We start from the raw sequence: 25,334 nt of genomic DNA on the forward strand, positions 1-25,334 counted from the left end.
AGAGTTACGGCGGTTATAGCGGTGGGGAAACGCCCGGTCCCATTCCGAACCCGGAAGCTAAGCTCACCTGCGCCGATGGTACTGCACTCGACAGGGTGTGGGAGAGTAGGACACCGCCGGAACATACTTCCCGAAAAGGGGGCCCCACCGTGGGTCCCCTTTTCGTCGTTCTACGGCCTGTGCCGCATGGCGGCGGGTCCCTCGGCACGTGGTTGAATTCGAGTAGGCGGGAGCAGCCCGCACGGCTACGAGCGCCCTCGGCCGGGCAACGAAGCACGAACAGAGAAAGGGAACACCGTGTCGGAGCAGAACGACGGTCGGAAGCCCTTCCGCCGCAGCAGCGGGTCCGGCCAGGATTCTGGTTCCGGACGGCCCCCACGCGAGCGGTCGGGCGATGACCGATCGGGCGAGGGACGGTCCTATCCGCCCCGGTCCGATCGCGGCGACGAGCGGCGCACCGGCGGCGGTGGTTTCCGGCGCAGCGGCGGCCAGCCCGACGGCGGCCGCGACTCGGGGCGCGACGGCGACAACCGCGGCGGCTTCAAGCGCAGCGGCGGCTCGGACCGCGGCTACGGCGAAGGCCGGCGCGGCAGTTCCGACCGTCCCTACGGCGAGAACCGAGGCGGCTCGGACCGCGGCCGCCAGGGCGGCTCCGACCGTCCTTACGGCGGCAGCCGCGGCGGCTTCGATCGCGGCGAGGGCCGTCGCGGCGACTCGGACCGCTCCTCCGGCGGCAATCGCGGAGGATTCAACCGGGGTGAAGGCCGTCGCGAGGACTCGGACCGTCCGTACGGCGGCAACCGCGGCGGATTCAACCGTGGCGAGGGCCGTCGTGGCGACTCGGACCGTCCCTACGGCGAGGGCCGTGGTGGCTTCGATCGTGGCGAGGGTCGTCGTGGCGACTCGGACCGCTCCTCCGGCGGTAACCGTGGTTTCGATCGCGGCGCGGGCCGTCGTGGGGATTCGGACCGCTCCTTCGGCGAGAAGCGCGGCGGATTCGACCGTCGGGAAGGCTCCGACCGTTCCGGTGGCGAGAACCGTGGCGGTTTCCACCGTGGCGGAGATCGCCGCGGCGGCTCGGACCGCTCGTACGGCGAGAACCGTGGTGGCTTCGATCGAGGCGAAGGCCGTCGCGGTGGCTCGGACCGTCCGGGCTCGGGCGGGTTCTCCCGCGGCGAAAGCGGTGGGCGTGGCGGGTTTTCGCGCGGCGCGGGTCGCGGTGGTTCCGAGCGTTCGTTCGGTGACCGGCGCGAGGGTGGCGGTCGTGGCGGCTTCGGGCAGTCAGGCGACCGGCGTTTCGGACGCGACGACGACCGCGGCGGCTTCCGGCGCGACGACGACCGCGGTGGTTTCCGGCGTGGCAACGATCGCCGGTCCGACGCGGCACGCGATGCCGAGCACGACCGCGGTGACCTGAACGACGACAACGCCACGATCGACCGGACGGGTGGCGAGGGCGACCGTGGTCCGGAGCGCCGGCGCGGCGGAGAAGGCGCGCAGGTGTCGGGTGGACGCGGTGCGGACCGGCGCGACGCCCGTCCGGACGAACCGCCGCTGCCCGAGGACGTGCAGGCCGCCGAACTCGATTCCGCGGTCCGTCGCGATCTGCTCAGCCTGGACAAGAACAACGCCGAGACCGTGGCCCGCCACCTCGTGATGGCGACCCGGCTGCTCGAGGACGACCCGGAGCAGGCACTGGCACACGCCCGCGCCGCCCGGCAGCGCGCGGGGCGCATCGCGGTGGTGCGCGAAACCGCCGGAGTCATCGCCTATCACGCGGGCGAGTGGGCCGAGGCGCTGTCGGAACTGCGGACCGCGCGGCGAATGTCCGGCGGATCCGGGCTGCTCGCCGTGATGGCGGACTGCGAGCGCGGCCTGGGCCGCCCCGAACGCGCGATCGAACTCGGACGCAGCGACGAAGCGCGCCGGCTGACGGGCGACGAGGTCACCGAGCTGCGCATCGTCGTCGCGGGCGCGCGCATGGACCTGGGGCAGTACGACCAGGCCGTCGTGACACTGCAGACCTCCGAACTGGACCCCGCGCGCACCGGCTCCGCCGCCGCCCGCCTGTTCTACGCCTACGCGGAGGCCCTGCTCGCCGCCGACCGCACCGACGAGGCCCTCACCTGGTTCCTCAACGCCGCCTCCGCCGACGTCGACGCCGAAACCGACGCCGAGGAACGCGCCGACGAACTCGCCTCCGGCGGAACGGATTTCGCCGAGGATGACGACGCGTGGGACCGCGAGGCCGAGGAAAGCGCCGACCGGGACCCGGAGGATACGGATGACGACGACCGGCACTCGCGAGACACGGAAAGCGACAACCAGGACTCGGGAGACGCCGAAACCGGAGGCCGGGAGCCGGGAGATCCGGAAAACGGGCAGCGGGATACGGAGAACGGCGACCGGAACCTGTAGGGAACGGAAGGCAACGACCGGAACGCGAGGGGCCGGTGTCGCCGGGTTCGCGCACCGCGTGCAGGGGTGAGGCCGAGATGGGAAGCGGCGACCGGGACACGGAGCGGAGGCCGACGTCCCAAGCGAGCGGGGGGCCGGATCGGGTCTCTCCCTTTGTCGTTCAGCGATTGCCGGAACCGTTCGCAAGTACGCGCGTGGGAAACCCGAGACGATGAACCCGGCGAGTGACAGCGAGTGGGTGTTCGACGCCCGGAGAAGGTGGAGCAAGTGACGCGGTTGCGGGACCCGTTCGGTGCGGTGCTGCTGGACCTCGACGGCACGCTGTATCGCGGGAGCGCGGTGATTCCCGGTGCGCCGGAAGCGCTTTCGCCGGCGCTGTCCCAGGCGCTGATGTACGTCACCAACAACGCCAGCCGGTCGGCGGCCGCCGTCGCCGCTCACCTGGCGGAGCTGGGCTTCGCGGCGACGCCCGACGACGTGGTGACCAGTGCGCAGGCGGCGGCGCGGGTGCTGGCCGGGCGGCTGCGGCCGGGCGAGACCGTCCTGATCGTCGGCACCGATGATCTGGCCGCCGAGATCGAGCGGGTCGGCCTGCGGCCGGTGCGGCGTTTCGACGAGGTGCCGCCCGACGCTGTGGTACAAGGACATTCACCGCAGACCGCCTGGCCCGACCTCGCGGAAGCGGCCTACGCGTTGCGCGCGGGGGCGCTGTGGGTCGCGGCCAACACCGACGCCACCCTGCCGAACGAGCGCGGTCTCGCGCCCGGCAACGGCTCCATGGTCGCCGCCCTGCGCGCCGCCACGGACCGGGAGCCGATCGTCGCCGGGAAACCGTACGCGCCGCTGCTGGAGGACGCGCTGGAGCGGGCCGGCACCCGCGCCGCCCTGGTCGTCGGCGACCGCCTGGATACCGACATCGACGGCGCCCACCGCGTCGGCCTGCCCTCCCTGATGGTGCTCACCGGGGTCAGCACGCTGGCCGACCTGCGCCGCCAGCCGTCCGACCGCCTCCCCACCTATATCTCCGACTCCCTCGACGCCCTCAATCACCCGGTAGCGGAAGCGGACCCGATCGACCCCGAAGCCGACCTCGCCGACCAACTGACGGAACTCCTCCGCCACCACCCCGGCCGCGCGATCCCCCTCACGCCCTGACGTACTCCCACAATCGTCCGGCGAGTGCTCCTGCTCGGCGCCGGGCGATGGCGGCGAGTTCGTGGGCGGCGGTGGGGAGTTTGAGCCACCACTGTTCGCCGAAGCGGTAGTCGGCGGCCGGGGCCAGGCGGGCCGCCAGGTCGGGGCGTTGCGACCGGAGGTAGCGGCGGGCTCGGGCGGCGTGCATGGGGTCCGAGGCGATCTTGACGCGGTCCGCGTGCTCGAGCAACGGAATCGTGAATTCGATGTTCTGCCAAGTGCTTTCGGCCGCGGTCTCGGTGCGGATGCGGGCCGCCGGTACGCCGAGGACGTCGCGGGTGTAGCGCGCCATGACCTCGGCCTCGGGCCAGTCCCGCGCGACCGCACCGCCGGTGAACACCAGCGTGCTCTCGGCACCGGGGTCCATGGATCGCACGGCGATCCGGCAGCGCCAGCGTTGCAGGGGATGCGTACTGCCGTCCCGCTCGGACGGGTACCCCAGGACCACAACGGCTTCCGTCGCCCCCGGCACGGACTTCCCGCCCTGAGCCAGATACTGCCGCGACGCCCGCCAACTCAGAAACTCCGCCACACCCACGGCCGCGGCGAGACACATCGCCGCCACAGTAGGTTGCCACAAGTTCGCTCGGAGCCGATCGCCGCGCACGGCCACATTGTGCCAACCGCACAGCCCCTCCCGAAACCGGGCCACCTCCTCCCCACCCACCCACCACAACCACCCCCACGCCGATTTCCTCCACTCTCCGCAACCGAACGCCCGCACCATGCCCCCGCTCCACCCACCGCCACCATGATGTCCGCGCCACCGTGCTCTATCCACCGCCACCGTGGTGTTCGCGCCACCATGCTTTATCCACCGGCACCGTGGTGTTCGCGCCACCATGCTTTATCCACCGGCACCGTGGTGTTCGTGCCACCATGCTTTATCCACCGCCACCGAGGTGTTCGCGTCGGCGTGTTCTCTACCCCGCTGCCGTGGTGTTCGCGCGGGCGTGCGCTTACCCATCGCCACTGTGGTGTTCGCGCGGGCGTGTTCTCTACCCGCCGCCATAGTGTTCGCGTGGGCGTGTTCGCTAATAAGCACCGTCATGTTCGTGCGGGCGTGTGCTCTCTCCACCGCCGTGGTGTTCGTGCAGGCGTAGTCCTTGTCCATTCGCCACTGTGGTGTTCGTGTTCTCTGCTCGCCACCGTGATGTCCGCGCCGCCGTGCTCTCTCCCCACCGCACCCCGCAGCGTGCGCGCCGTGACCGGGAGCGCGCGCCGACCATCCCGCGCTCGACGCGCGCCTCCGATCGCCGGGCGGAACCTGTGTTCGAATGCGAACTCCGGTAGCGTTGTCGGCACCATGACTACCCCGATGTCTCGTCCGCACGAATCCGGATCGCAGGGGCCCCGGCCGGGGGTTCCGTTGCCCGGGCGGCATCTGGCGGGAACGGATCCCGCCGGGTTCGCCGATCCGGAGCAGGTGCGTGCGGAGGTGGATGCCCTGCTGTCGGAACTTTCTGCGGGAGCGCGCGGTTCGGAGTCGGCGGGGCTCGCGGCCACCCTGCCGACCGGCTCGGCCACCGCCGGCACCGACATCACCCGGCGGGCCCGGATCCTGGAGCAGGCGCACGAGGTGCTGGTCCAGGCGCTGGCGACGGTGGACAAGATCTGAGTTGGCCAGGCGCGCGCGGGTGGACGCCGAACTGGTTCGCCGCGGATTGGCGCGGTCGCGGGAGCACGCGGTCGAGCTGATCGGCGCGGGCCGCGTCCTGATCAACGGCACGGTCGCGTCGAAACCGGCGACGGCCGTCGGACCGGGCATCCCGCTGCTGGTGCGGGAGGAGCCCGACGAGGTGCAGTGGGCGTCGCGGGGCGCGCACAAACTGCTGGGCGCGCTGGCCGCTTTCGAACCGCAGGGCGTGACGGTCGCCGGCAAACGCTGCCTCGACGCCGGGGCCTCGACCGGCGGCTTCACCGATGTGCTGCTCGCCCGCGGCGCCCGCGAGGTGGTGGCGGTCGACGTCGGCTACGGCCAGCTGGTGTGGCGGCTGCAGAGCGACGACCGGGTGCGCATCCACGACCGCACCAACGTGCGGGCATTGACGCCCGACACGATCGGCGGGACCGTCGATCTCGTGGTCGCCGATCTGTCGTTCATCTCGCTCGGCCTGGTGCTGCCGGCCCTGGCGCAGTGCACCGCGCCGGGAGCGGACTTGCTGCCCATGGTGAAACCGCAGTTCGAGGTGGGGAAGCAGCGGGTAGGCTCCGGCGGCGTGGTGCGTGATCCGCAGTTGCGGGCGGAGGCGGTGCGCGAGGTGGCCGCCGCGGCGGCCGGTCTCGGGCTGCGCACGCGGGGCGTGGTGGCCAGCCCGCTGCCAGGGCCCTCGGGCAATGTCGAATATTTCCTGTGGCTGCGCAAGGAGCAGGACGACGCGGCCGCGGACGTCGCGGCGCTGGTGTGGCAGGCGGTCGAGGAGGGTCCACAGTGAAGCGGGAGATCCTGCTCGTCGCGCATCCCGGCCGGCCGGAGCTGACCGAGACCGCGCACCGGGTCGCGAAGATCTTCGAGGACGCCGGAATCGGCCTGCGCCTGCTCGAGGACGAGGCCTACAGCACCCGCCTGGACTGCGACGAGACCGGCCGGCCCGACGGCTATCCGGTCCAGGTCGTCGCGCACGGCCCGCGCGCCGCGGCGGGGTGCGAGATGGTGCTGGCGCTCGGCGGGGACGGCACGTTCCTGCGCGCCGCGGAGATGGCCCGCGCGGCGCGGGTGCCGGTGCTCGGAATCAATCTGGGCCGCATCGGATTTCTCACCGAGGCCGAGGCCGAACATCTCGACGACGCGTTGGCGCAGGTGGTGCACGGCGATTACCGCATCGAGCGGCGGATGACGATAGATGTCAGTGTCCGCGTCGATGATGTAGTCGTGGAACGCGGATGGGCCCTGAACGAGGCCAGTATCGAGAACGCCGCCCGGATGGGCGTGCTGGAGGTGGTGCTGGAGGTCGACGGCCGCCCCGTGTCCCAATTCGGTTGCGACGGCGTGCTGATCGCGACCCCCACCGGTTCCACCGCCTACGCGTTCTCCGCGGGCGGCCCGGTGGTGTGGCCGGAACTGGAGGCGCTGCTGGTCATCCCGAGCAACGCCCACGCCTTGTTCGCGCGCCCGCTGGTGACCAGCCCGGAGTCGCGGATCGCGGTGGAAACCGTTGCCACGGGCCATGATGCGATAGTTTTCCTGGACGGCCGCCGGACCCTCGCGCTGCCCAAGGGCGGGCGGTTCGAGGCGGTCCGCGGGACCGAGCCGGTGCTGTGGGTGCGGCTGGATTCCGCGCCGTTCGCCGATCGGATGGTGCGCAAATTCCAACTGCCCGTGACAGGCTGGCGAGGTCGATCGCCGGAGCCGCCGGGCGTGACGGAGGCCCGCGCGGCCCCGGAGCGCCCCTGCTCAGGCGACATCGAAGACCGCCGAACGGAGAGCACGAGTGCTGACAGAGATCAGGATTGACGGCCTGGGCGTCATCTCCACCGCCACAGCGCAATTCCACGCGGGGTTGACCTGTCTGACCGGTGAGACCGGCGCGGGCAAGACGATGGTGGTGACGAGCCTGCATCTGCTCGGCGGGGCGCGCGCCGACGCGGGCCGGGTGCGGCAGGGCGCCGCCCGCGCGGTGGTGGAGGGCCGGTTCACCGTCGACGAGGTGCACGACGGCGCCCGCGACGAGGTCGAGAAGGTGCTGGAATCGGCTGGGGCGCAACGCGACGACGACGGCAGCATCATCGCGGTGCGCACCGTCGGCAGCGACGGGCGGTCCCGCGCGCACCTGGGCGGGCGCAGCGTGCCGGCGGCGGTGCTGAACGATTTCACCGCCCCGCTGCTGACCGTGCACGGGCAGAACGACCAGCTGCGGTTGCAACGCCCCGAACAGCAACTGCGCGCCCTCGACCAGTTCGCGGGCGCGGCGATCGACGGGCTGCTGCGCAAGTACCAGCTGGCCCGCCGTACCTGGCTGCAGGCGCGCGCGGAACTGCTGGAGCGCACCGCCCGCAGTCGTGAGCTGGCGCTCGAGGCCGACCGGCTGAAGTACTCGCTCGACGAGATCGACGCCATCGCACCGGAACCCGGCGAGGACGAGCGCATCGTCGCCGAGGTGCGGCGGCTGTCGGATCTGGATTCGCTGCGCGAGTCGGCGACCGCGTCGCACGACGCGCTGGCCGGTCCGGGCGACGCGCCGGGCGAGGGCGCGGGTGTGCTGGATCTGCTCGGCGCCGCGCGCGCCCGGCTGGAATCGGCCGAGGACCGCGCGCTGGCCGAGCTCGCGCCGCGGCTGGGCGAGGCGATCTCGGTGGTGGTGGACGTGACCACGGAACTGAGCACCTACCTGTCGGATCTGCCGTCCGATCCCGGCGCCCTGGATTCGCTGCTGAACCGGCAGGCCGAATTGAAGACGCTCACCAGGAAATACGCGCCCGACATCGACGGCGTGATCGCCTGGGCCGACGAGGCGCGCGGCCGCCTGGATTCGCTCGACGTGTCCGACGAGGCGCTGGCCGCGCTGGCCGCCGAGGTCGAGACGGCGGCCGAGCAGGTGCGCGAGACGGCGCGCAAGCTGTCGGCGGCGCGCGCCAAGGCCGCCAAGAAGCTGGCCGCCGCGGTGAGCGCCGAGCTGTCGGGGCTGGCGATGGGCCGCGCCAAGCTCGAGGTGGTGGTGCGCCCGATGCCCGCCTCGGCCCAGGACTCCGCCCCGATCACCGTGGACGGCAAGGAATTACACGCCGGTTCGGCCGGTGTCGACGAGGTGGAGTTCCGGCTGTCGGCGCATTCGGGCGCGCAGTCGCTGCCGCTGAGCAAGAGCGCGTCGGGCGGTGAGCTGTCGCGGGTGATGCTGGCGCTGGAGGTGGTGCTGGCCAGCTCCGAGCACGGCGCCACCATGGTGTTCGACGAGGTCGACGCGGGTGTGGGCGGTCGCGCCGCGGTCGAGATCGGCCGCCGCCTGGCCCGCCTGGCCCGCACCCACCAGGTGATCGTGGTGACCCACCTCCCGCAGGTCGCCGCCTTCGCCGACACCCACCTGGTGGTCGACAAGGTCGACGACGGCAAGGGCGTCAACAGCGGCGTCCACGCCCTCACCAACGACGAGCGAGTAAAGGAACTGGCCCGCATGCTGGCAGGCCTGGACGACACCGAAACCGGCCGGGCCCACGCCGAAGAACTCCTGGAAACCGCCCGCACCGAAAAGGACAGCACCCCCGCCGCCAGCTGAGCGGCCGCGCGTCGAGGTGCACGCCTCGGCGTGCACCTCGGGTCACGCTCTATTTGGTGGCGGCCTTGCGGGCTGCGCTGAGGAACGGGCTGATCAGGCCCTTGAGGAGGAGTTCGGTGAGGGCGGCGGGGACGGGGACCTTGGGCTCGGAGTCCATGCGGTAGGTGACCAGGGTGCCGCCGGGGGCGTCGGCGAAGGTGATGGTGCCGGTGTGGCTGCGGACGGGGGCGCCGGCGATGATCTTGTATGCCATGCGCTCGTTGGGGACCAGCTCGGTGGTCTCCTCGGTGATGCCGACGCCGCCGACACCGACCCGGTAGCGGGCGCCCACGCCGGCGGGCTCGGGCGAGCCGGGCTGCTTGAGCGTGAACTTGACCGGCAGATAGCCGTTGAGGCTGTCGCGCTCGGTGAACATCTTGTACACCACCTCGCGCGGGGCGGGCACGACGGTGTCGAGGGTGGTGCTTGCCATAACTGTCTCCTTCGAAATCCGTTGCGCCACGCGGTTGTAGTCGGTCCGCGCGGCGGCGGCGCGCGAAGCCCCGCGGGGCCCGCAGAGGTGCCGTGCGCCACAGCATATCGGTAACCTACCGGCGCGTAGCTGACGCGTCGCTGGCATCACTGTGACGAATCAACCGGCGGCCGTCGGCGCGCCTCCACCGATGGTTGAGGGTTCGGGCTCATCATCGGCGTCATGAAGATGCCAGCGCTGCTGTCGAGGAGCACCGAAACGCTACCCGGTTTATCCGGGATAGCCCGGGTCGACCGCAACACCCGGCGTCTGCTCAGGCGGGTCGGACCGGGCGACGTCGTGGTGCTCGACGAGATGGACCTGGACCGGGTCACCGCCGACCGGCTCGTCGAGGCGGGCGTGGTGGCCGTGGTGAACGCCTCCCCGTCGATCTCCGGGCGATATCCCAATCTCGGCCCGGAAGTGCTGGTGGCCAACGGAATCCTGCTGCTGGACGCGGTGTCCTCGGACGTCTTCACCAAGATCAAGGACGGCGTCAAGGTCCGTGTCGACGAGGGCGTCGTCTACGCCGACCGGCTCACCAAGAAGGTGCCCGAGGCGCTGGTCGAGGGCATCGAACTCACCGAGTCGGCGATCGCCGAGCGCATGATCGCCGCCCGCAACGGCCTGGCCGACCACCTGGAGGCGTTCGCGGGCAACACGATCGAGTTCGTGCGCACCGAGAGCGCCCTGCTGATCGACGGCCTCGGGGTGCCGGACCTGCAGCTGTCCATGCGCAAGCGGCATGTCGTGGTGGTCGCCGACGGGCCCGACCACCGCGAGGACCTGAAGTCGCTCAAGCCGTTCGTCAAGGAGTACGCGCCGATCCTGGTCGGCGTGGGCCGCGGCGCCGACACCCTGATGCGCTGCGGCTACCGGCCCGACCTGATCGTCGGCGACCCGGAGGAGATCACGGCGACGACGCTGAAATGCGGTGCCGAGGTGATCCTGCCCGCCGACACCGACGGGCACGCCAAGGGACTCGAGCGCATCCAGGATCTCGGCATCGGCGCGACCACCTTCCCGTCCTCGGGATCGGCGACCGACCTGGCGCTGCTGCTCGCCGACCATCACGGCGCGGCGCTGATCGTCACCTGCGGCGCAGCCGCCTCGCTGGACGACTTCTTCGACCGCAGCCGGCGCGAATCGAACCCGGCGACCTTCCTGACCCGGCTCAAGACCGGTTCCAAGCTGATGGACGCCAAGGCCGTGGCCACGCTGTACCGGCACCGCACCTCCGGCTGGGCGGCGGCGCTGTTGGTGCTGGCCGCGCTGGTCGCGTTGATCGTGGCGCTGCTGGTCTCCCGGCATTCGGGCGGCGACGTGCTGGACTGGGCGCGCGACACCTGGCAGCACACCGAAGCCTGGGCGCGGGGCCTACTCGACCGCAAAGTCTGAGGGGGACAGGTGTTCTCGATTCGCCGGTATGCCGTCCCGATCGCGGCGATCCTGCTGGCGCTGGCCGTCGGCGTCCTGCTCGGCGCGCAGTCGCGCGGCGGTCCGCTGCGCACCGACAGCGCCGCGGCGCGCGCCGACGAACTGGCCGCCGCGAACGACGCGCTGAACGCGCAGGTGCGGGCCGCGGACGCGTTCGTGGCGCGCTCGGCGGGCAGACTGCTCGGCGGGACGCTCACCGACCGCACGGTGCTGGTGTTCACCACACCCGACGCCGACGGCGGCGACGTCGAGGCGGTGACCAAGTCGCTGACCACGGCCGGCGCGGTGGTGAGCGGCACGGTCGCGCTGACCGACGCCTTCGTGGACTCCGGGCAGGGCGACCGGCTGCGCACGGCGGTGACCAACATGATCCCGGCCGGCGCGCAGCTGCCGACCGGCGCGGTGGACCAGGGCAGTCTGGCCGGGGACCTGCTCGGCGTGGCGCTGCTCACCGATCCCGCGAACGGGCAGCCGCGCGCCACCGACCAGGAACGCGGACTCATCCTGGACACCTTGCGCGGCGGCGGTTTCCTTACCGCGGACACCGTGCACCCGGCGCAGCTGGCCGTGGTGGTCACCGGTGACGGCGCCCGGGCCGACGAGAACAATCGCGGCTCCATCGCCGCCCGGTTCGCCGGTGGGCTGAAGGGGCGCGGCGCGGGCGTGGTGCTGGCCGGGCGGCCCGGCGCCGCCGCGGGTTCGGGGCCGATCGCGGTGGTGCGCGAGGATGCCCGGCTCGGCGGCGCGGTCAGCACCGTCGACAATGTCGACCGCGAGATCGGCCGCGTGACAACGGCTCTCGCCCTCGGCGAACAGCTCGGCGGGGTCAGCGGCCGTTACGGAACCGGGGACCGGGCGGGTTCGCTGACCGTGACCGCGTCGCCGCGCTGAGGTCCGGCACACATCCGGAGAATCGTGTCGCGGCCCTTCGACGCGCGGAACGCGCGGCCCGTGCCGGGGCAACAGGGGTGGATGTGCCTCGCGCGTCGGATGGGGCGCAAGTGACGAAAGAACTTCAGCCATCTCGCGGCTACCTCGCGTGGCGTCGATCGGCTACCGTTTTTCGTGTTAACGTGAAGTCCCGTGGGTCAATCACGGATTCCGGCGCTTTCTCCGCATCAGACAGCCACCAAGTTCCTCTTCGTGAGCGGTGGTGTCGCCTCCTCCCTCGGCAAGGGACTGACGGCCTCGAGCCTCGGGCAACTGCTCACCGCGCGCGGCCTGCGCGTGACGATGCAGAAGCTCGATCCCTATCTCAACGTCGATCCCGGCACCATGAACCCCTTCCAGCACGGTGAGGTGTTCGTGACCGAGGACGGCGCGGAGACCGACCTCGACGTCGGCCACTACGAGCGCTTCCTCGACCGGGACCTGTCGCGGGACGCCAACGTCACCACCGGACAGGTCTATTCGTCGGTCATCGCCAAGGAACGCCGCGGCGAGTACCTCGGCGACACCGTCCAGGTGATCCCGCACATCACCGACGAGATCAAGAGCCGCATCCTCGCGACCGCCGGCCCCGACCTCTACGGCCAGGTGCCCGACGTGGTGATCACCGAGATCGGCGGCACCGTCGGCGACATCGAGTCGCAGCCGTTCCTGGAGGCGGCTCGGCAGATCCGGCACGAGGTCGGGCGCGAGAACGTCTTCTTCCTGCACGTGACCCTGGTGCCGTACCTGGCGCCCTCCGGCGAGCTCAAGACCAAGCCGACCCAGCACTCCGTGGCCGCCCTGCGCAACATCGGCATCCAGCCCGACGCGCTGATCCTGCGCTGCGACCGCGAGGTGCCGCCGGGCCTGAAGAACAAGATCGCGCTGATGTGCGACGTCGACGTCGACGCCTGCATCTCGACCCCGGACGCGCCGTCGATCTACGACATCCCGCGCGTGCTGCACCGCGAGGGCCTGGACGCCTACGTGGTCCGCAAGCTGGGCATGCCGTTCCGGGACGTGGACTGGACGGTGTGGGGCGATCTGCTCGACCGCGTGCACAACCCGCGCGAGCACGTCACCGTGGCGCTGGTCGGCAAGTACGTCGATCTGCCGGACGCCTACCTGTCGGTGACCGAGGCGCTGCGCGCGGGCGGCTTCGCGGCCAAGGCGAAGGTCAACATCCGCTGGGTGCAGTCCGACGAATGCGAGACCCCGGCCGGCGCCCAGCAGCATCTGCACGACGTCGACGCCGTGCTCATCCCGGGCGGTTTCGGCATCCGCGGCATCGAGGGCAAGGTCGGCGCCATCCACTACGCCCGCACCCGCGGCATCCCGCTGCTCGGGCTGTGCCTGGGCCTGCAGTGCATGGTGATCGAGGCGGCGCGCTCGGTGGGGCTCACGGACGCCAACTCCGCGGAGTTCGAGCCCGAGACCGAGCATCCCGTGATCTCGACCATGGCCGACCAGAAGGACGCCGTGGCGGGGGAGGCCGACCTCGGCGGCACCATGCGGCTGGGCGCGTATCCGGCTGTGCTGCAACCGGGTTCGGTGGTCGCGCAGGCATACGGCACCACCGAGGTGTCCGAGCGGCACCGGCACCGCTTCGAGGTGAACAACGCCTACCGCGACCGGATCGCCCAGAGCGGCTTGCGATTCAGCGGCACCTCGCCCGACGGGCACCTGGTCGAATTCGTCGAGCTGCCCGCCGACCGGCACCCGTATTTCGTTGCCACCCAGGCGCATCCGGAGCTGAAGAGCCGGCCCACCCGGCCGCATCCGCTGTTCGCCGGTCTGGTCAACGCGGCGCTGAAATACAAAGCGGCCGAACGGCTTCCGGTCGACATCGAGGGTGAGATCGCCATCGACGAGGGGGAGCGGGTCGCGCAGTGACCGGCATCCCGGGCAGTCACGATTTCGAGACGGTCGCCAGCACCACGGTGTATTCGGGCGCGATCCTGGCGCTGCGGCTGGACCAGGTGGCGATGCCGGGCGGGCGGGTCGTCGAACGCGAGGTGATCGAGCACCACGGCGCGGTGGCGGTCGCCGCGCTGGACGACGCGGGTGACGTCGTACTGATCAACCAGTACCGGCACCCGCTCGGGCGGCGACTGCTCGAACTGCCCGCCGGGCTGCTCGACCAGCCCGGCGAGGACCCGCTCACGGCCGCGCGGCGCGAACTCGCCGAGGAGACCGGCCTGGCCGCGCGCGAGTGGTCGGTGCTGGTGGACGTCGCGCTCTCACCCGGCTTCACCGACGAGTCGCTGCGCATCTACCTGGCGACCGGGCTGTACGACACCGATCGCCCCGAGCCCGAATTCGAGGAGGCCGACCTCGAGATCGTGCGGTTGCCGCTCGACGACGCCGTGCGGGCCGCGCTCGGCGGCGAGATCGTGAACGCGACCGCCGTGGCGGGCGTGCTGGCGCTGGCCACGGCGCGCAGTCGCGAGATCGCGCTGCGGCCCGCCGACGCCCCGTGGCCGGGGATGCCCACGGCGTTCCTGGAACGTAAGGCCCGGCGGACGCCGGTGGGTGAGGCGAAGTAACCGAACCGGTCGGTGTACCGCCACGGGGCGAAAAAGCATGCGACTCATGCATTCCGAATCCCGCAGATCCGAGTTGCCGCCGGGTTTCTGGTGCCGCGCCGCTCTGGTATGCATGAGGGTATGCGCGAGGCGGAACCGGTGACAGTCGTCCAGACGTCGCGGGTGGCCGCCCGGCCGCGCGAGGCCGCATGAGACGCGGCGAAGTCTGGCGGTACGCGCCGGTGCTGCCCGACGGCACGCCGGCGCCCCGGCGCACCACGGTCGTGGTGGTGTCGGACCCGGCGGTGATCACCTCGCCGTACCGCTGGCTGCACGTCGTGCCGTTCGCCGAGGACGACCCGGGCCACGTGCTCACCATCCACACCTGCCACGGCTGGGCCGACGCCCTCGAATTCCACCGCGTCTACCGGGTGTGGCTCGCCGAGCTGGCCGGCGAGCTGACCGCCGACGAGATGGACGCCCTCGACACCCGACTACGCGCGGCCCTGAGTTTGTAGGCCCGCCACCCGCCCGCGCGGCTGGGGGCTCGTGTTTCGTTCTGCGGATTGTCGGATGGGGCTGCCATGATGTGTGCCGTGAGCCCCGTACGGTCGACCCGCGCCCCCGCGGTCGGCCGCGTGCGGGCGCGGCGATAGGGGCCGCCGGTGCTGGAGCGGCAGATTCAGGCGTATCTCGACCATCTGACGGTCGAGCGGGGCGCGGCGCGCAACACCTTCAGCGCGTATCGGCGCGATCTGGAGCGGTACCGGGAGTTCTTGGCGCAGCGCGGCATCGACGGGTTGGAGCGGGTCACCGAGAGTGATATCGCCGACTTCGTGGTGGCGTTGCGCGCCGGGAGCGAGGGTTATCCGCCGCTGGCCGCCAGCTCGGCCGCCCGGGGCCTGGTCGCGGTGCGCGGACTGCACCGCTTCGCCGCGGCCGAGGGCATCACCGCGGGTGATGTCGCGCACGCGGTCAAACCGCCGACGCCCGCCCGCCGGCTCCCGAAAGCCCTGCCCTACGACCAGATTTCGCGATTACTGGAGGCGGCCGGCGGCACCGGGCCGGCCGACGGCGGCCCGCGCGGGCTGCGCGACCGGGCACTGCTGGAACTGCTGTACTCGACCGGCGCCCGCATCTCCGAGGTGGTCGGGCTCGACGTCGACGACATCGACACCGGCGAGCGCGCGGTGGTCCTGCACGGCAAGGGCGGTAAACAGCGCATGGTCCCGATCGGCCGCCCGGCGCTGGCCGCCCTGGACGCCTACCTGGTCCGCGGCCGCCCCGCACTCGCCGTGCGCGGCAAGGGAAATCCCGCGCTGTTCTGCAATGCGCGCGGCGGTCGGCTGTCCCGGCAGAGCGCCTGGCAGGTGCTGCAGGACGCCGCCGAACGCGCGGGCATCGGCGCCGCGGTCTCCCCGCACACCCTGCGGCACTCGTTCGCGACGCATCTGCTGGACGGCGGCGCGGATGTCCGGGTGGTGCAGGAACTGCTGGGCCACGCGTCGGTGACGACCACCCAGATCTACACCCTGGTGACGGTGAACACCCTGCACGAGGTGTGGGCGACGGCGCATCCGCGCGCCCGGTAACGCGGCCCCGATCGCGTTCCGGGCCTGTGGCATATTGTCTTCGGGTTGGCTGCGCGGTAAATCAGGAGGCGGAATCATTTCGGGCTACAGGCTGCCGGACGGGCGGATTCCCGTCGTACTCTCCGCCGAGAATCCCGACCTGCTGGTACGCGAGGCCGTCGCGGTCCGCGACTATCTCGACGAGCATCCCGAAGCCGGCGCGGACGAGATTTCCGCCGCGCTGCTGCGCACCCGCACGGTGCGGCCGCATCGGGCGCTCGCCATGGTCTCCGATCGCGAGGATCTGCGGCGGGCGCTGTGCGCGGTCGTGTCGGGTGAGGCCGATCCGGCGCTCGTGCGCGGCGACGGACCCGCGACGACGCAGCGCACCGCGTTCGTCTTCCCCGGGCAGGGCAGCCAGCGACCCGGCATGGGCAAGCTGTACTACGACCGCTCGGCGGCCTACCGCGCCCGCGTCGACGAGTGCGCGGTCGTCCTCGGCGAGGAACTGGACGCGCCCGAGCCGCTGCACTACCTGCTGGTCGACGACGAGCAGTACATCGACGACATCGGCGTGCTGCAACCCGCCCTGTACATGCACACCCTCGGCCTCGCCGAGATGTGGCTGGCGGCCGGCGTCACCCCCGCGGTGACGATCGGGCACAGCCAGGGCGAACTGGCCGCGGCGGCGGTGTGCGGCATGGCGACGGTGCGCGACACGCTGGTGGCGACCAAGGTGCGCGCCGACCTCATCGCCGAGCACGCGCCGCGCGGCTACACCATGGCGGTGCTCGGCGTCGACATCGACGAGTGCGAAGCGCTCATCGCCCGCAACATCGGCTGGCTGAAGCTCTCGGTGGTGAACTCGCCCAATATCGTCGCGATCTCCGGGCAGCGCCCGGCGGTCCTGGAGATCATCGAAACGGTGCGTGGCCGTGGGCGTTTCGCCAAGGAGATCCGCGTCGACTACCCGGCGCACACCGACCTCGTCGCGCCCTACCGGCGACTGGCCGCCGAGGGCGTGCGAGAGCACCTGTACGAGTGGACCTTCGACGAGTCCGAGATTCCGTTGTTCGCCGCGACGATCGGCGGCCCGGTGCCGCCCGGCCTGCCGCAGGCGGAGTTCTGGTTCCTGAACCTGCGCAACCGGGTGCGCTTCGACCGGGCGACCATGGCCGCCGCCGACAGCGCCGACCTGTTCGTCGAACTGGCCGACAATCCGCTGCTCGCGCTCGCGGTGCAGGAGAATCTGTACACCGCCCGGACTCGCGCCCAGGCGGACACCGATTTCCGGCTCGTCGCCACCTCCCGCCGCGACGCCGGGGATCTCGGCGAGTTCACCCGCAACCTCGCCAGCGTCGCGGTACGTGACCTGCGCTTCCGCTGGGAGCTGCTGACGGACGGGGCGATGGCCAAGCCCGGTCCGGCCACGCCGCCGCGCTTCCCGCGCCGCGCCCTCTCGGAGATTCGCGACGCCGCCGTGCCCGACTGGATCGTGCCTCCGGCCGACGTCGCGGACTGACGGAGAACCACCGGCGCGGCGGGGACCGCGATTAGTGTTGACGGGGATGCGGTACTCATGTTCACACTCGACATCGGCACCTGCTGCGGGGATGTTCACAGCGCGTGTCCGAGCCTAGGTCTTGCGCTCCGAGGCGGTAGCGTCTATGGAGTCCGAATGCGACCCTGGGTGATGTCGGGTGGGAACTGTCCCGCAGCGCCTGGCGGGGCATTGGGCAGAAAACTGAAGGAGCAGCGGATATGACGACAGCCGACGCGGCCGAACCGCCGATCAGAGCTGCGGCAGAACCGCTTTCACAGACCCCTGGCACGCGCATAGAGCGGGCGGCCCAAACGTTGTGGGAGGCGAACGATATCGTGGCGGACGGCACGGAACTCGGCCCGACCGGACGCCCGCTGCGCGAAATTCCGGAACCCCCGCCCGTGACGAGCGACGGGCCCGCGCTGATCGTCGCCATGTGCAATCAGAAGGGTGGCGTCGGCAAGACCACCTCCACCATCAATCTCGGTGCCGCGCTGGCCGAATACGGTCGCCGCGTGCTGCTGGTCGACCTGGATCCGCAGGGCGCGTTATCGGCCGGGCTCGGCGTCGCCCATCACGACCTCGATCTCACCGTGCACAACCTGCTGGTCGGCGGCCGCGCGGCCGCGAACGACGTGCTGCTGAAGACCAAGGTCGACAACATGGACCTGCTACCCAGCAACATCGACCTGTCGGCCGCGGAGATCCAGCTGGTCAACGAGGTCGGCCGGGAACAGACACTGGGCCGGGCGCTGGCCCCGCTGCGCGACAGCTACGACTACATCCTCATCGACTGCCAGCCGTCGCTGGGCCTGCTCACCGTCAACGCGCTGGCCTGCGCCGATGGCGTCGTCATTCCGATGGAGTGCGAATACTTCTCGCTGCGCGGGCTGGCGCTGCTCACCGACACCGTGGAGAAGGTGCGGGACCGGCTGAACCCCCGGCTGAGCCTGTCCGGCATCGTGGTCACCATGTTCGACGCGCGATTGCTGCACTCGCGGCAGGTGATGTCCCGAGTGGTCGAGGTCTTCGGAGACCTGGTGTACGACACGGTGATCAACCGCACCGTGCGCTTCCCCGACGCCAGCGTGGCCGGCGAGCCGATCACCACGTGGGCGCCGAAATCCGCGGGCGCGGAGGCCTATCGGGCGATGGCACGGGAAGTCATCCACCGGTCGGGCCGGTGACCGGGACGCCGCCACCAGCAGTTCGGGACGCACCCGCCCTCGTGCCGGATCCGCCGGGTCCCGCCGCGCCCGCCGACGACTCCGCCGCACCGGACACCGCGGACAGATCGGCGAAGTTCCATCTGCGGCTGAGTAATTTCGAGGGTCCGTTCGACCTGCTGCTGCAATTGATCAGTCAGCGCCGCCTCGATGTCACCGAGGTGGCGCTGCATCAGGTCACCGACGAATTCATCGCCTACACCAAGGTGCTGACGGCGAGCCTGGACGCCGATCCGACGCTGCGCGCGGACAAGATCCTCGACCAGACCACCGAGTTCCTGGTGGTCGCCGCGACCCTGCTGGATTTGAAGGCGGCGCGGCTGCTGCCCTCGGGCGAGGTGACCGACGAGGACGACCTCGAACTGCTGGAGGCGCGCGACCTGCTGTTCGCGCGGCTGCTGCAGTACCGGGCGTTCAAGCAGGTCGCCGAGCTGCTGGGGGAGCTGGAACAGGCGGCGCTGCGGCGGTATCCGCGGGCGGTGTCGCTCGAGGAGCGGTTCCTCGACCTGCTGCCGGAGGTTACGCTGGGGGTCGACGCCGCCGGTTTCGCCGAGATCGCCGCGACCGCGTTCCGGCCTCGCCCGACGCCGAAGGTGGGCCTGGACCATCTGCACGCCCACGCCATCTCGGTGGCCGAGCAGGCGGCGCTGGTGCTGGACATGCTGAAGAACCGCGGGGCGGGCGAGTGGACCACCTTCCCCGAGCTGTGCGCCGACTGCGAGGTGCCGATCCAGATCGTGGCTCGCTTCCTGGCGCTGCTGGAGCTGTACCGGGGCAAGACGATCGAATTCGACCAGCCCGACCCGCTCGGCCCGCTGGCGATCAGCTGGATCGGCGAACCCCGGGACGAACCTTCCGAGCCGCTGACAATCGACGAGGACTACGGGTGACGATGGAGGACAGCGCGGGCCCCGGCCGGGAGCCGGAGCACACCGAGGCTGAGGCGGCGGCCGCGGCCGACCAGGTGAACAAGGCCGAGGAGGCTTCGAGCTCCACGGACGCCGGGATCGAGTCGGCGGAGCCTTCCGCCCCCAGGCAGTCCGCCGCGGAAATCGTCGCCGAACTCCTGCACGCCGCGGGAGGTGGCGAGAAGGCCAATTCGGAGACGCTTGCCGAGTCCGCGGCGATCCCCGGCGCAGATGAGTTCGGGCGTGCGGTGGCCGGTGTCGACGCGGCCGACGGCGCGGGAGCGGTTGCCGGTGTCGACGCGGCGGGTGCTGCCGTGGCCAGTTCCGGTGCGGACGCGGCGGGTGACGAGGATCTCGCACCGGATTCGGGTGGTATCCGTCACGGCGGGGCTGCCGAGGCCGTGAACGGCGCGGCGAAGCAGGCGCGGAACGGGAGTGCGGTCGGGCTCGCCGAGGCCGATGCCGTCGACGAGCGCGATGTGCCGGAAAGGCTGGACGACGAGGAGTTTCGGGCCGCGCTGGAGGCGATGTTGCTGATCGTCGACGCGCCCGCGCCGGTGGAGTTGCTGGCGTCCGCGGTGGACGACAGCGAGGCGCGGGTGGAGCAGGCGCTGCGTGCGATGTCGGCCGAGCTGACGGCCCGGCGCAGCGGCATCGACCTGCGGTTCGTGGGCGACGGGTGGCGCTACTACACCCGCACCGACTTCGCGCCGTACGTCGAGCGGATGCTGCTCGACGGCGCGCGCTCCAAGTTGACCAGGGCCGCTTTGGAAACTCTGGCGGTGATCGCCTATCGTCAACCGGTTACGCGAGCACGGGTCAGCGCCGTGCGTGGAGTGAACGTCGACGGCGTGATCCGGACCCTGGTGGCACGCGGCCTCATCGCCGAGGCGGGGACCGACCCGGAGACCAACGGCACCCTGTATGTCACGACCGAACTGTTCCTCGAACGGATCGGGCTCGCGTCGCTGACGGAACTGCCGTCGCTGGCGCCCCTGCTGCCGGGCGTCGACCTGATCGATGAGATCAACGAGAGCCTGGAGACCGATCCGCGGTACGCCAAGCTGAAGAAACCCGCCGAGGCCGACATCGATCTCGGCGCCGAGGATTGACAGGACAACGTGAATACACCCGCTCGCCGAGATGGCACACCGGATCGCAGAAAAGGTAGCGCGGAGTCACCGCGCGGTGGTTCCCGAGGACGCGGCGCCCCCGCCCGCGGCGGCCGAGGCCGCGGCGACGACGGCTACTCCGCCCGCGGCGGGTACTCGTCGCGCGAGGGTGACAAAGGTAGCGGCTACTCGAAGCGTGGCAACGACACCCGTGGCGGTTATTCGTCTCGCGGTGGGGACGGCGGCTACTCCGGGCGGGGCGGTTCCGGCGGCCAGGACGATCGCGGCGGTTTCGGGGCTCGTCGTGGCTCCGATCGCGACGACTACTCGCGCGGCACGGGGTCGGGAGGCGGACGCACGCCGGGCCGCGGTGGTTACGGCCAGGGTGGCAGCGGGCAGGGTCGCGGCGGCTATTCGTCCGAGCGCGGTGGCAATTACCAAGGGCGAGGCGGATATTCGTCCGAGCGCGGTGGTGGCTCGCAGGGCTGGGGCGGTTACTCGCGGGATCGTGGCGGCTTCACGCAGGATCGTGGGGGATACTCCGGCGGGCGTGGGGAGTCCTTCCGCGGAGGCCGTGACGAGCGGGGCGCCGGGCGTGGACGTCCCACTCGCGCAAGCGGTTTCGGGGCGGATCGCGGTGGCAGTGGTGGGTCCGGGCGGGGTTATCGCGCGGACCAGGGGGCACAGCCGGGGCGGGGCGAGAGCCGGTCGCTGGCGGGTAAGCCGAGCATCGGCGGCGGGCGGCCGCTGACTCCGAAACCGGCGCCCAGCCGCAAACCGAAGCCGCAGCGCAAGCCGCCGACCGTGCTCAGCTTCGCCAAGCCCGCGCGCCACCAGCACGTCGAGGAACCTCAGAACGGGCCCACGAAACTCCCCTGGGGCGAGGGCGAGCGCCTGCAGAAGGTCCTGGCCAAGGCCGGGGTCGCCTCCCGCCGCGCCGCCGAGGAGCTGATCGAACAGGGCCGCGTCGAGGTCGACGGCGCGGTGGTGCGCGAGCAGGGCCTGCGCATCGATCCCGACACCGCGGTGGTCCGGGTCGACGGCGTGCGCGTCGTCGTGCGCGACGAGCAGGTGTACCTCGCGCTGAACAAGCCGAAGGGCTACCAGTCGACCATGTCCGACGAACTCGGCCGCCCCTGCGTCGGCGATATCGTCGCCGAGCGGGTGATGGCCGGACAGCGGCTGTTCCACGTCGGCCGCCTGGACGCCGAGACCGAGGGCCTGCTGCTGCTCACCAACGACGGCGATCTGGCGCATCGGCTGATGCATCCGTCGTTCGAGGTCAGCAAGACCTATCTGGCGTCGGTGAACGGCGAGGTGCAGCGCGGCGTCGGCAAGCGGCTGCGCGAGGGCGTCGAACTCGACGACGGCCCGGCCAAGGTCGACAAGTTCCAGGTGCTCGAGGTCGGCGAGGGCAAGTCCCTCGTTCGAATCGTGCTGCACGAGGGCCGCAAGCACATCGTGCGCCGGCTGCTGGCCGAGGTCGGCCATCCGGTCGACGCGCTGGTGCGCACCAACATCGGCCCGGTCGCGCTCGGCGACCAGCGGCCCGGCACGCTGCGCGTGCTCGGCCGTGACGAAATCGGGAAGCTCTACGAGGCGGTGGCGTTGTGAACGGTGTGCAAGCAGGAGGAATCGTCGTGGCGGGTACGGAGATTCCCGACGAGTTGTCCCGGGCGACGCTGGTCGTGGCGATGGACGGCCCGTCGGGCACCGGCAAGTCGAGCGTGTCGCGCAAGCTGGCCACCCGGCTGGGCGCGCGCTATCTCGACACCGGCGCCATGTACCGGGTGGCGACCCTGCGCGTGCTGCGCGCCGACGTCGACCTGGACGACCCGGCGGCCATCGCCGTCGCCGTGAAGGACCTGCCGCTGACCATCGGCACCGACCCCGCGCGCGAGGTGATCGAGCTGGACGGCGAGGACGTCTCCGACGAGATCCGCGGCAACGCGGTGACCAAGGCGGTGTCCGCGGTGTCGGCCGTGCCCGAGGTGCGCGAGCAGCTGGTCGCGTTGCAGCGCGAGATCGCCGTCGCCGCAGGGCGTGTCGTGGTGGAGGGCCGCGACATCGGTACGGTCGTGCTGCCCGACGCCGACGCCAAGATCTACCTGACCGCCTCCGCGCAGGCCCGCGCGTTCCGGCGCAATCAGCAGAACATCGCGGAGGGTCGCGGCGACGACTACGAGGCGGTGCTCGCCGACGTGCAGCGGCGCGACAACCTGGACTCCACCCGCGCGGTCTCGCCGCTGCGGCCGGCCGCCGACGCAGTGCTGGTCGACACCAGCGAACTCACCCGCGACGAGGTCATCGACGAGCTGTATCGCGTGGTGGCCGACCATGTTTCGACAGGAGGCGGGCGATGACGCCGGAGACCTTCGCGACCGACGGCGTCTGGGCCGACGAAACCGAGTGGGAGATCGCCGATCTCGACGGCGACGTGGCGGCGCACGAGCACGTCCCGATGCCGACGGTGGCCGTGGTCGGCCGCCCGAATGTCGGCAAATCCACACTGGTGAACCGGATTCTGGGTCGCCGCGAGGCCGTGGTGGAGGACGTGCCCGGGGTGACCCGTGACCGCATCTCCTACGAGGCGTCCTGGGCCGGGCGCAAGTTCCTGGTGCAGGACACCGGCGGCTGGGAGCCCGACGCCAAGGGACTGCAGCAGTCGGTGGCGCGGCAGGCCGAGCAGGCGATGCGGACCGCCGACGCCATCCTGCTGGTGGTCGACGCGACCGTGGGCGCGACGGCGACCGACGAGGCGGCGGTGAAGGTGTTGCGCCGCTCCAAGACTCCGGTCATCCTCGTCGCCAACAAGGTCGACGGCGCGAAGCTGGAGGCGGAGGCGGCCGTGCTCTGGTCGCTGGGGCTGGGTGAGCCGCGGCTGGTGTCCGCGGCGCACGGCCGGGGCACCGGCGACCTGCTCGACGACCTGCTCGCCGTGCTGCCGGAGACGCCGCGCGAGGACGCCGTGGCGCTGGGCGGGCCGCGCCGGGTGGCGCTGGTCGGCAAGCCGAACGTCGGCAAGTCGAGCCTGTTGAACAAGCTGTCGGGCGACGAGCGCTCGGTGGTGCACGACGTGGCCGGCACCACCGTCGACCCGGTCGACACGGTGGTCGAATTGGGCGGCAAGCCTTGGCGTTTCGTCGACACCGCGGGATTGCGCCGCAAGGTCGCCAATGCCAGCGGCACCGAGTTCTACGCCTCGCTGCGCACCAAGGCCGCCATCGAGGCCGCCGAGGTCGCGGTGATGCTGATCGACGCCTCGCAGCCGATCACCGAACAGGACCTGCGGGTGATCAGCATGGTCGCCGACGCCGGTCGCGCGCTGGTGATCGCCTACAACAAGTGGGATCTGGTCGACGAGGACCGCCGCTACCAGCTCGAGCGCGAGGTGGACCGGGAGATGGTCCAGGTGCCGTGGGCGCAGCGGGTCAACATCTCCGCCCAGACCGGGCGCGCGGTCCAGAAGCTCGTTCCCGCAATGGAAACCGCGCTGGAGTCCTGGGACAAGCGCATCCCCACCGGCCGTCTGAACACCTGGCTCAAGGAGGTGATCGCGGCCACCCCGCCGCCGATGCGCGGCGGCCGGTTGCCGCGCGTGCTGTTCGCCACCCAGGCGACCACGCGACCGCCGACCTTCGTGCTGTTCACGACGGGCTTCCTGGAGGCCGGCTACCGCCGTTTCCTGGAGCGGCGGCTGCGTGAGGAATTCGGTTTCGACGGTTCCCCGGTACGCATCTCGGTCCGGGTGCGCGAAAAGCGCGACCGCCGCAAGCGTTAGGGGAGACCCGGTTCAGCGGTCGGCGGCGGCCAGCGCCTTGACCACCTCGGCCGCCACCACCGCGTGACCGGAGATGTTGAAGTGGATGTTGTCGGCCGACATCACGGTGGGGCGGTGGCCGACCGGATGCCACCACAGGTCGACCAGGATGGCGTCGTAGCGCTCGGCGACGCGGCGGATCACCTTGTTGAGCTCGTCCAGCCGGGCGTGGAACGGCCGCAGCGCGGGGATGTGCTCGGGGACGGCGTCGGCGATCGTCATGGTCGCCAGGCGGGCGCCGATCGCCTGCCCTGCGGCGCAGATGCGGTTCAAATTGTCTTCCGCCGCAGCGTAATCGGGATTGTCGGTCCACAGATCGTTGCCGCCGCAGGCGATGTAGAGCAGGTCGGGGCCGAAGGCCAGCGCGGCGTCCAGCTGCTCGTCGAGCACCTGCCGGGTGGTGGCGTTGATGCGGCCGGTGTTGAGGAACTCGACCTCGCCCACCGCCTGCCGCAGCACCTGGAGAACCCGAGGGGCCCAATACATTTCGCGGTAGCCCGGGCTGGGGTCGCCCGCGCCGTGCGCGGTGCTGTCGCCGATGAGCGCGATCCGCCGCCAGGGCGCGGCGCGCAGCATGTCCGCGGCCACCTCGTCGGGCAGGCAGTCCGGGTCGGTGTCCTCGGTGTAGCCCTGCGCCGGGAACGCGCCGAGCGGGCGCTCCGCCGCCGCGGTGCTGGGCCCGCTTGCCTCCGCCATGGGTTCTCCTTGATTGCTGAGCTGAACATGTCGAGTAGTGCGCCGCGTTGACCGAACGAACGTGCGTGCTTTTCACGCTACCGGGCGAGTAGTCTACGGGTCAAGGTACCTGCCGGCCCGGCCGATGAGCGGCGGATAGGGGCAGGGATAGGGGTTTACCTGCCCGATTGCCGAGCGGCAGGCTGGGCGACATCGGCGAACGGTCGTGCGGTGTCGGCTGCGGGTCGGTGCCT

21 protein-coding genes, 1 rRNA gene and 1 pseudogene are annotated in these 25,334 nt (G+C 71.2%); 20 read left to right on the plus strand and 3 right to left on the minus strand.

Annotation, left to right across the window (positions count from 1 at the left end; translation table 11 throughout):
• Positions 1 to 5 precede the first annotated feature (5 nt).
• From rrf to IU476_RS30765, 3 genes and pseudogenes are all read left to right on the plus strand, one after another.
• A 5S ribosomal RNA gene (gene rrf / locus IU476_RS30755) occupies positions 6 to 122 on the plus strand.
• Positions 123 to 1,128: 1,006 nt separating this feature from the next.
• Positions 1,129 to 2,196: pseudogene (locus IU476_RS30760) on the plus strand (hypothetical protein); the annotation flags it as partial.
• A gap of 489 nt (positions 2,197 to 2,685) precedes the next feature.
• Positions 2,686 to 3,573: an HAD-IIA family hydrolase gene (locus tag IU476_RS30765; protein ID WP_195105816.1), complete on the plus strand. Its 888-nt coding sequence runs from the start codon at positions 2,686 to 2,688 to the stop codon at positions 3,571 to 3,573.
• Here the strand turns inward: IU476_RS30765 and IU476_RS30770 are convergent.
• Entirely contained in the window at positions 3,563 to 4,168 is a 606-nt protein-coding gene (locus IU476_RS30770; RefSeq protein ID WP_195105817.1) for a YdcF family protein, read from the minus strand. The genes IU476_RS30765 and IU476_RS30770 overlap by 11 nt on opposite strands.
• 750 nt (positions 4,169 to 4,918) lie before the next feature.
• On the opposite strand from IU476_RS30770, the gene IU476_RS30775 reads away from it, so the two are divergent.
• Genes IU476_RS30775 through recN form a run of 4 tightly spaced genes read left to right on the plus strand, consistent with a single transcriptional unit; the run spans position 4,919 to position 8,822 of the window.
• Positions 4,919 to 5,230, plus strand: coding sequence for a hypothetical protein (locus IU476_RS30775; RefSeq protein ID WP_195105818.1), 312 nt, complete (start codon positions 4,919 to 4,921; stop codon positions 5,228 to 5,230).
• Between the two features lies 1 nt (position 5,231).
• The gene (locus tag IU476_RS30780; RefSeq protein ID WP_195105819.1) at positions 5,232 to 6,047 is read left to right on the plus strand and encodes a TlyA family RNA methyltransferase; all 816 of its coding nucleotides are present in this window, start codon (positions 5,232 to 5,234) and stop codon (positions 6,045 to 6,047) included.
• Positions 6,017 to 7,066 (plus strand): NAD kinase, encoded by a 1,050-nt coding sequence (locus tag IU476_RS30785; RefSeq protein WP_195105820.1) that lies wholly within the window; start codon positions 6,017 to 6,019, stop codon positions 7,064 to 7,066. The genes IU476_RS30780 and IU476_RS30785 overlap by 31 nt, the downstream gene beginning before the upstream one ends.
• Complete coding sequence (gene recN / locus IU476_RS30790) at positions 7,044 to 8,822, plus strand: DNA repair protein RecN (protein WP_195105821.1); 1,779 nt, start codon at positions 7,044 to 7,046, stop codon at positions 8,820 to 8,822. The genes IU476_RS30785 and recN overlap by 23 nt, the downstream gene beginning before the upstream one ends.
• 49 nt (positions 8,823 to 8,871) lie before the next feature.
• Here recN and IU476_RS30795 read toward each other — a convergent pair whose 3' ends face one another.
• The gene (locus tag IU476_RS30795) at positions 8,872 to 9,294 is read right to left on the minus strand and encodes an SRPBCC family protein (protein ID WP_195105822.1); all 423 of its coding nucleotides are present in this window, start codon (positions 9,292 to 9,294) and stop codon (positions 8,872 to 8,874) included.
• 222 nt (positions 9,295 to 9,516) lie between these two features.
• On the opposite strand from IU476_RS30795, the gene steA reads away from it, so the two are divergent.
• From steA to der, 13 genes are all read left to right on the plus strand, one after another.
• Positions 9,517 to 10,731 (plus strand): putative cytokinetic ring protein SteA, encoded by a 1,215-nt coding sequence (steA, locus tag IU476_RS30800; protein WP_195105823.1) that lies wholly within the window; start codon positions 9,517 to 9,519, stop codon positions 10,729 to 10,731.
• A 9-nt stretch (positions 10,732 to 10,740) separates the two neighbouring features.
• A complete protein-coding gene (locus IU476_RS30805) occupies positions 10,741 to 11,661 on the plus strand; it encodes a copper transporter (protein ID WP_195105824.1) in 921 nt (306 codons plus the stop codon).
• 192 nt (positions 11,662 to 11,853) lie between these two features.
• Complete coding sequence (gene pyrG, locus IU476_RS30810; RefSeq protein ID WP_195105825.1) at positions 11,854 to 13,593, plus strand: CTP synthase; 1,740 nt, start codon at positions 11,854 to 11,856, stop codon at positions 13,591 to 13,593.
• On the plus strand, positions 13,590 to 14,246 hold the full coding sequence (locus IU476_RS30815) for an NUDIX domain-containing protein (RefSeq protein ID WP_438944089.1): 657 nt from the start codon (positions 13,590 to 13,592) through the stop codon (positions 14,244 to 14,246). The genes pyrG and IU476_RS30815 overlap by 4 nt, the downstream gene beginning before the upstream one ends.
• Before the next feature lie 188 nt (positions 14,247 to 14,434).
• Positions 14,435 to 14,743, plus strand: a complete 309-nt coding sequence (locus IU476_RS30820; protein ID WP_195105826.1) for a hypothetical protein — start codon at positions 14,435 to 14,437, stop codon at positions 14,741 to 14,743.
• A 147-nt stretch (positions 14,744 to 14,890) separates the two neighbouring features.
• Positions 14,891 to 15,817: a site-specific tyrosine recombinase XerD gene (gene xerD / locus IU476_RS30825; RefSeq protein ID WP_195105827.1), complete on the plus strand. Its 927-nt coding sequence runs from the start codon at positions 14,891 to 14,893 to the stop codon at positions 15,815 to 15,817.
• 34 nt (positions 15,818 to 15,851) lie between these two features.
• Positions 15,852 to 17,318: an acyltransferase domain-containing protein gene (locus IU476_RS30830; protein WP_195105828.1), complete on the plus strand. Its 1,467-nt coding sequence runs from the start codon at positions 15,852 to 15,854 to the stop codon at positions 17,316 to 17,318.
• 239 nt (positions 17,319 to 17,557) lie between these two features.
• On the plus strand, positions 17,558 to 18,526 hold the full coding sequence (locus tag IU476_RS30835) for a ParA family protein (RefSeq protein WP_195105829.1): 969 nt from the start codon (positions 17,558 to 17,560) through the stop codon (positions 18,524 to 18,526).
• A 41-nt stretch (positions 18,527 to 18,567) separates the two neighbouring features.
• Complete coding sequence (locus IU476_RS30840) at positions 18,568 to 19,455, plus strand: segregation and condensation protein A (protein WP_195105830.1); 888 nt, start codon at positions 18,568 to 18,570, stop codon at positions 19,453 to 19,455.
• A gap of 497 nt (positions 19,456 to 19,952) precedes the next feature.
• On the plus strand, positions 19,953 to 20,585 hold the full coding sequence (gene scpB, locus IU476_RS30845; protein WP_324194470.1) for an SMC-Scp complex subunit ScpB: 633 nt from the start codon (positions 19,953 to 19,955) through the stop codon (positions 20,583 to 20,585).
• An 804-nt stretch (positions 20,586 to 21,389) separates the two neighbouring features.
• Positions 21,390 to 22,199 (plus strand): pseudouridine synthase, encoded by an 810-nt coding sequence (locus tag IU476_RS36455; protein ID WP_324194457.1) that lies wholly within the window; start codon positions 21,390 to 21,392, stop codon positions 22,197 to 22,199.
• Between the two features lie 80 nt (positions 22,200 to 22,279).
• A complete protein-coding gene (gene cmk, locus IU476_RS30855) occupies positions 22,280 to 22,948 on the plus strand; it encodes a (d)CMP kinase (RefSeq protein ID WP_438944090.1) in 669 nt (222 codons plus the stop codon).
• Positions 22,945 to 24,366 carry a ribosome biogenesis GTPase Der gene (der, locus tag IU476_RS30860; protein ID WP_195105832.1) on the plus strand — a complete coding sequence of 474 codons (1,422 nt, stop codon included), beginning with the start codon at positions 22,945 to 22,947 and terminating at the stop codon, positions 24,364 to 24,366. The genes cmk and der overlap by 4 nt, the downstream gene beginning before the upstream one ends.
• Before the next feature lie 12 nt (positions 24,367 to 24,378).
• Here the strand turns inward: der and IU476_RS30865 are convergent, their stop codons facing one another.
• Entirely contained in the window at positions 24,379 to 25,101 is a 723-nt protein-coding gene (locus tag IU476_RS30865; RefSeq protein WP_195105833.1) for an SGNH/GDSL hydrolase family protein, read from the minus strand.
• Positions 25,102 to 25,334 lie beyond the last annotated feature (233 nt).

It is taken from the genome of Nocardia blacklockiae, from assembly GCF_015477355.1.
Lineage (GTDB): Bacteria > Actinomycetota > Actinomycetes > Mycobacteriales > Mycobacteriaceae > Nocardia > Nocardia blacklockiae.

Bases quoted from the DNA above. Each gene is read 5' to 3' on its own strand.
- IU476_RS30770 (WP_195105817.1), bottom strand. From the start codon at position 4,168: ATGTGTCTCGCCGCGGCCGTGGGTGTGGCGGAGTTTCTGAGTTGGCGG.
- IU476_RS30775 (WP_195105818.1), top strand. From the start codon at position 4,919: ATGACTACCCCGATGTCTCGTCCGCACGAATCCGGATCGCAGGGGCCC.
- IU476_RS30795 (WP_195105822.1), bottom strand. From the start codon at position 9,294: ATGGCAAGCACCACCCTCGACACCGTCGTGCCCGCCCCGCGCGAGGTG.
- steA (WP_195105823.1), top strand. From the start codon at position 9,517: ATGAAGATGCCAGCGCTGCTGTCGAGGAGCACCGAAACGCTACCCGGT.
- IU476_RS30820 (WP_195105826.1), top strand. From the start codon at position 14,435: ATGAGACGCGGCGAAGTCTGGCGGTACGCGCCGGTGCTGCCCGACGGC.
- IU476_RS30835 (WP_195105829.1), top strand. From the start codon at position 17,558: ATGACGACAGCCGACGCGGCCGAACCGCCGATCAGAGCTGCGGCAGAA.
- cmk (WP_438944090.1), top strand. From the start codon at position 22,280: ATGGACGGCCCGTCGGGCACCGGCAAGTCGAGCGTGTCGCGCAAGCTG.
- der (WP_195105832.1), top strand. From the start codon at position 22,945: ATGACGCCGGAGACCTTCGCGACCGACGGCGTCTGGGCCGACGAAACC.
- IU476_RS30865 (WP_195105833.1), bottom strand. From the start codon at position 25,101: ATGGCGGAGGCAAGCGGGCCCAGCACCGCGGCGGCGGAGCGCCCGCTC.